This window comes from Streptomyces phytophilus (assembly GCF_013870535.1).
GTDB lineage: Bacteria > Actinomycetota > Actinomycetes > Streptomycetales > Streptomycetaceae > Streptomyces > Streptomyces phytophilus.
Genome location: NZ_JACBXC010000252.1, coordinates 1 through 6,328, shown reverse-complemented (window position 1 = coordinate 6,328; position 6,328 = coordinate 1). Strand labels below are relative to the sequence as shown.

6 protein-coding genes are annotated in these 6,328 nt (G+C 70.3%); 4 read left to right on the top strand and 2 right to left on the bottom strand.

What is annotated here, in order from left to right; genetic code table 11:
* On the bottom strand, positions 1–1,135 hold a 1,135-nt coding region (locus H5J30_RS37475), incomplete at its 3' end, for an NAD(P)-dependent malic enzyme (RefSeq protein ID WP_181787760.1).
* Between the two features lie 492 nt (positions 1,136–1,627).
* On the opposite strand from H5J30_RS37475, the gene H5J30_RS13970 reads away from it, so the two are divergent.
* From H5J30_RS13970 to H5J30_RS13955, 4 genes are all read left to right on the top strand, one after another.
* Positions 1,628–2,551, top strand: a complete 924-nt coding sequence (locus H5J30_RS13970; protein ID WP_181787759.1) for an ABC transporter substrate-binding protein — start codon at positions 1,628–1,630, stop codon at positions 2,549–2,551.
* Between the two features lie 36 nt (positions 2,552–2,587).
* Positions 2,588–3,556, top strand: a complete 969-nt coding sequence (locus tag H5J30_RS13965) for an amino acid ABC transporter permease (RefSeq protein WP_181787758.1) — start codon at positions 2,588–2,590, stop codon at positions 3,554–3,556.
* A 17-nt stretch (positions 3,557–3,573) separates the two neighbouring features.
* The gene (locus tag H5J30_RS13960; RefSeq protein WP_181787761.1) at positions 3,574–4,326 is read left to right on the top strand and encodes an amino acid ABC transporter ATP-binding protein; all 753 of its coding nucleotides are present in this window, start codon (positions 3,574–3,576) and stop codon (positions 4,324–4,326) included.
* 100 nt (positions 4,327–4,426) lie between these two features.
* On the top strand, positions 4,427–5,389 hold the full coding sequence (locus H5J30_RS13955) for a zinc-binding dehydrogenase (RefSeq protein WP_027742306.1): 963 nt from the start codon (positions 4,427–4,429) through the stop codon (positions 5,387–5,389).
* A gap of 52 nt (positions 5,390–5,441) precedes the next feature.
* On the opposite strand, the gene H5J30_RS13950 is transcribed toward H5J30_RS13955, so the two are convergent.
* The coding region (locus H5J30_RS13950) for a Gfo/Idh/MocA family protein (RefSeq protein WP_181787757.1) at positions 5,442–6,328 on the bottom strand (887 nt) is incomplete at its 5' end.

The window sequence follows — 6,328 nt, the reverse complement described above, 5'->3', positions numbered from 1 at the left end:
GCGACGGAATCACGCACTCCGGGCTCAGCTCGCCCGCGACGACGTCCGCCAGCGCCTCGGCCGCCGCCAGCTTCATGCCCTCGGTGATCCGCGAGGCCCGCACCTGGAGCGCCCCGGCGAAGATGCCGGGGAACGCGAGCACGTTGTTGATCTGGTTCGGGTAGTCGCTGCGGCCCGTGGCCACGACCGCCGCGTACTTGTGCGCCACATCCGGGTGGATCTCCGGGTTCGGGTTGGCCATGGCGAAGATGAACGCGCCCTCCGCCATCGTCGCCACCGCCCGCTCCGGCACCGTGCCGCCGGAGACGCCGATGAAGACGTCCGCGCCCGCGAGCGCGGACTCCAGCGAGCCCGTACGCCCCGCGCGGTTCGTCAGCTCCGCCAGCTCCCGCTTGGCGTCGGTCAGGTCCTCGCGGTCCGCGGAGACGATGCCCTTGCGGTCGGCGACGACCACGTCCCCGATGCCGGCCTCCACCAGGATCTTGGCGATCGCCGCGCCGGCCGCGCCGGCCCCGGAGATCACCGCGCGCAGGTCGCCGAGCGGCCGGCCGCTGAGCTTCGCGGCGTTGCGCAGCGCGGCCAGCGTGACGACGGCGGTGCCGTGCTGGTCGTCGTGGAAGATCGGGATGTCCAGGCGCTCCTGGAGCTTGCGCTCGATCTCGAAGCAGCGGGGGGCGGAGATGTCCTCCAGGTTCACCCCGCCGAAGGAGGGCGCCAGCCGCGCCACGGTCTCGACGATCTCGTCGACCCCGCGGCAGTCCAGCGCGACGGGGACCGCGTCCACGCCGCCGAACTGCTTGAACAGGATGGCCTTGCCCTCCATCACCGGAAGGGATGCCTCCGGGCCGATGTCGCCGAGGCCGAGGACCGCGCTGCCGTCCGTGACGACGGCGACGACCTGGGACTTCCAGGTGTAGTCGTGGACGAGCTCGGGCTGTTCCGCGATGGCGGTGCACACCTTGGCGACACCCGGTGTGTAGGCCAGCGACAGGTCGTCCCTGTCGTTGACCGGCACGGTCGCCTGGACGGCCATCTTTCCGCCCCGGTGGAGGGCGAAGGCCGGATCGAAGTAGTCGTCGTCTGGGCTGTCGGACGTGTCCGTCCCGCTCGGAGGGTTGACGATCTCCGCTGCCACGTTGTTGACCCCTTAGTCACAGTCATAGAAAGAGGAACCACCCCTCTCGGTCGAGGGGTGGGCGGGCACGTGTCCGGCCGCCTGGCCGCGGAGTGAGCGCCACGGCCACGGTGAGGCCCGGACACCGGGCGCGCCGCACTCGCGCCCTGGGCCCCGGATTTGGGGTGTAAGTGTCCGTTGTACAGGAAGCCGAGCGCCGCGTGCGAGCCACTTTGCGACACTGACCGGAGCCGAAACGCATAGTCATGCGTGGGATTGCATACTGCGAAATGTGGCGAATCGCGGGTTATGAGCGTTATGGATAAACGTGAGCTACGTCTCACTACCGAACCTGTTATCGGATTTTGACCCGGCAGCATTCCTGAGGCGTGTCTTCCGGATGCAAAGATGCCGTCGTCGGCCATCGTCGACATCCGCCCCAGGCGCACCAACTGTCGCGTCCGGGGTTTGTGGACTTCTGACCCCGTTCACCCCCCGCAGGAGGATCCCGCAATGAGCCCTCGCACCACCCGGCGCACCGGAGCAGCCAAGTCTCGACTGGTGGCCGTCGGGGCACTCGCCGCCGCGGGGGCCCTCGTGCTCTCGTCCTGCGGCGACCAGACCGACGACGGGGGCGACAGCGGCGACGGCGGTGAGACCAAGACCAAGTCGAACGCGGCGCCGGGCGCGCTCCCCGATGCCGTCAAGGACGCCGGCGTGATCAAGGTCGGTTCGGACATCGCGTACGCCCCGATGGAGTTCGACCAGGGCGGCAAGCCCGCCGGTGTGGACATCGACATCGCCAACGCGCTCGGCGAGGAGCTGGGCGTCGAGTTCCAGTTCCAGAACAACGTCTTCGACAACCTGATCCCGTCGCTCGACTCCGGCCGCTTCGACATCATCATGTCGTCGATGACCGACAACAAGGAGCGCCAGGCCGAGGTCGACTTCGTCGACTACTTCTCCGCCGGCGTCTCCATCCTGGTCCAGAAGGGCAACCCCGAGGGCATCTCGACGCTCGACGACCTGTGCGGCAAGACCGTCGCCTTCCAGCGGGGCACGGTCAGCGCGGACATCGCCAAGGCGCAGAACGAGAAGTGCGACAAGCCGATCAAGACGCTGCCCTTCACCAAGGACACCGAGGCGCTGCAGCAGGTCAAGCAGGGCCGGGCCGTCGCCGACCTGAACGACTTCCCGGTCGCCGCCTACAACGCCCGCGAGTCGGGCGGCGGTGAGGACTTCGAGGTCGTCGGCGAGCAGATCGACGCCGCCCCGTACGGCATCGCGGTCTCCAAGGACAACGCCGAGCTGCGCGACGCGCTCGCCAAGGCGCTCGACGCGATCATCGAGAACGGCGAGTACCAGAAGGTCCTGGACAAGTGGAACGTCGAGCAGGGCGCCGTCGACAAGGCCGCCGTCAACGGAGGCAACGAGTAACCACCGCCCGCAGCCGTTCCAGAGAGAAGTCCTCCCGTGACCGACCCGACCTCACCGGGCCCGGCCGACAAGCAACCGGCCGGGCCCGGGCCCTCGAAGACAGGCGCCGCCACCGCGGTCCCGCCCGAGGCGATCAAGGCGATCCCCGTGCGCCACCCCTGGCGCTGGGTGAGCGCCGCCGTCGTCCTCGCGCTCCTCGGGCTCCTCGTCTACGCCTTCGCCAACGCCAAGATCGAATGGGGCGACGTCCCCGAGTACCTGTTCTCCGACCGGGTCGTCGAGGCCGCCGGGAACACCTTGCTGATCACCGTGCTCGCCATGCTGCTCGGCGTGGTCCTCGGCATCGTGCTCGCGATCATGCGGCTCTCGGACAACCCGGTGACCTCGGCGTTCGCGAACCTCTACATCTGGTTCTTCCGCGGCACCCCGGTGCTGCTGCAACTCCTGCTCTGGTACAACCTCGGCCTCGTCTTCCAGACCCTCAACCTGGGTCCGCTCTACAAGAACGAGATGACCGACGTCATGACCCCGTTCGTGGCGGCCCTCCTCGGCCTCGGCCTCAACGAGGCCGCGTACATGGCCGAGATCGTCCGCGCCGGCATCCAGTCGGTCGACGAGGGCCAGACGGAGGCGTCGCACGCGCTCGGCATGAGCCGGGGGAGGACGATGCGGCGCATCGTGCTGCCCCAGGCGATGCGGGTGATCGTGCCGCCGACGGGGAACGAGTTCATCAACATGCTCAAGACCTCGTCGTTGGCGATGGTGATCCAATACACCGAGCTGACGTTCGTGGCGAACGAGATCTCCGCGACCAACCTGAACCCGATGGAGATGTACATCGTCGTCGCCGTCTGGTACCTGGCGATGACCAGCGTGTTCAGCGTGGTCCAGTACTACATCGAGCGGCATTACGCCAAGGGCTCCGTACGCCAGTTGCCGCTGACCCCGATGCAGAAACTCCGGCGGAACATCTTCTCCGGGCCGCGGATGAAGGGAACGAGGTGAGCGCCGCCATGACGGCAATGGTCACGGCCGAGGGCGTACACAAGTCCTTCGGGCCCACCCACGTGCTCAAGGGCATCGACCTGGAGGTCGCGCCGCGCGAGGTCTTCTGCCTCGTCGGCCCCTCGGGCTCCGGCAAGTCGACCTTCCTGCGGTGCATCAACCACCTGGAGAAGATCAACGCCGGCCGGCTGTACGTCGACGGCCACCTCGTCGGCTACCGGCAGCAGGGCAACAAGCTCTACGAGCTGAAGGACAAGGAGGTCGCCGCCCAGCGCAAGGACATCGGCATGGTGTTCCAGCGCTTCAACCTCTTCCCGCACATGACCGCGCTGGAGAACGTCATGGAGGCGCCGGTCCAGGTCAAGCGGGAGTCCAAGGCCACCGCGCGGGAGCGCGCGAAGCGGCTGCTGGACCGCGTGGGCCTCGCCGACAAGGCGTCCGGCTACCCGACGCAGCTCTCCGGCGGCCAGCAGCAGCGCGTCGCCATCGCGCGGGCGCTGGCGATGGAGCCGAAGCTGATGCTCTTCGACGAGCCCACCTCGGCGCTCGACCCTGAGCTGGTCGGCGAGGTGCTGGACGTGATGCGCGACCTCGCGCAGTCCGGCATGACGATGATCGTCGTCACCCACGAGATGGGGTTCGCGCGGGAGGTCGGCGACGCGCTGGTGTTCATGGACGACGGGGCCGTCGTGGAGTCCGGGCACCCCCGGGACGTGCTGACGAACCCGCAGCACCAGCGGACGAAGGCGTTCTTGTCGAAGGTGCTGTGAATCGCTCTACGCCCCCGGGTCTACCGGGCCCGGGTGAGATGTCCCGCATGGCTGGGCGGGGGCTGGTACGGCCCCCGCCCCGGGGCGTAACTTCATGGTCATGTATGCCGCCTACGCCGCCCGCATCGACCGTGACGAACCGCTGAACGGCCTGGAGTCGGGGGAGCGGCCCGCGCCGCAGGCCCCGCCCGGCTGGGCCGTCGTCGACGTCAGAGCCGCTTCCCTCAACCACCACGACCTGTGGTCGCTGCGCGGCGTCGGACTGGGCGAGGACGCCCTGCCGATGATCCTCGGCTGCGACGCGGCCGGCGTCGACGCCGACGGCAACGAGGTGGTCCTCCACTCCGTCATCGGCCAGACCGGCCACGGGGTGGGCCCGAACGAGCCGCGGTCGCTGCTGACGGAGCGGTACCAGGGCACGTTCGCCGAGCAGGTCGCCGTCCCGGCCTGGAACCTCCTGCCGAAGCCGAAGGAGCTGAGCTTCGAGGAGGCCGCGTGCCTGCCGACGGCCTGGCTCACGGCGTACCGCATGCTCTTCACCAACGCCGGCGTCCGCCCCGGCGACTCGGTCCTGGTCCAGGGCGCGGGCGGCGGCGTCGCCACGGCGGCGATCGTGCTGGGCGCGGCGGCGGGACTGCGGATGTACGCCACGAGCCGCGACGAGACGAAGCGCAAGCGGGCCGAGGACCTCGGCGCGGAGGCCGCGGTGGCACCGGGCACACGCCTGCCGCACCGGATGGACGCGGTCCTGGAGACGGTCGGCGCGGCGACGTGGTCCCACTCGGTGAAGTCCCTGCGCCCCGGCGGCACGCTGGTCATCTCCGGTACGACGAGCGGGCCGAACCCGCCGTCGGTGGAGCTGCAGCGGGTCTTCTTCCTGGAGCTGAAGGTCGTCGGCTCGACGATGGGCACCAAGGAGGAGCTGGCGGGGCTGCTCAACTTCTGCGCGGCGAAGGGCGTGCGGCCGGTGATCGACACGGTGCTGCCGCTGGACCGGGCGCGTGAGGGCTTCGAGAAGATGGCGGCCGGGGACCTGTTCGGCAAGGTGGTCCTGACGCGCTGAGCACGCCCGGCGCGTACGGTTCCGGCCGCCGCCGTCCGCGTGCCGCGGCCGATCAGCGGGCCGGATGCGGCTCCCGCCGCCGCGGAACGGCGCGCAGGACGCCGCGTTCCGGCGGGTCCGACGACGCGAGGGCCTCGGTCAGGGCGGAGTCGAGGAGGTCGTCGATGCGGACGCGCCGGCCGGTCTCCGCGGACTCGACGGCGGCGGTGACCATGGCGAGGCTCATGACGTTGTCGTGCACCTCGCCCATCGGCGTCTCGCCGGTACGCAGCGCGCGTACGAACTCGGCCAGGGCGCCGGCGATCCCCTTCGCCGGCGCCTCCGCCGCATCCGCCTCCGTGTCCGCATCCGCATCCGCCGGCGGGACGGCGCCGGCCCGGGCGGTGGTTTCGGCGGTGGCGGGGTTCTCGCCGTCCCAGTGGAGCGAGCCGTGTTCCGCGCTGAGCCGCCAGGCGCCGTTCCAGGAGGTCGCCAGCCCCGGGCTGCACCAGCTGCCGGTGAAGACGTAGCGGCTGCCGCCGGTCATCTCGAAGACGGCGGTGGTGGCGGCGGCCCCGGCGTACCAGCTCCACGGCGGGTTGTACTCCTCGCAGTGGACCGACACGGGCTCGGCGCCCAGGAGCCAGCGGGCGGTGTCGAACGGGTGGATCGCCATGTCGAGGAGCAGCGGGTGGTCCATCGTGTCGCGGAACCCCCCGAAGCGGGGGTCCCTGAAGAACTCGGTGGTCAGGATGCCCGGCCGGCCCAGCCGGGCGGCCCGCTCCCGCAGCGCGAAGAGGTGCGGGTCGTAGCGGCGGGACTGGCTGACCATGAACAGGCGGTCCGCCGCCTCGGCCGCGGCGGCCAGCCGCAGGGCCTGCGGGAGCGTGGCGGCGAGCGGCTTCTCGCCGAGCACCGGCAGCCCGAGCCGCAGCGCCTCCAGGGTGACGGGCAGGTGGG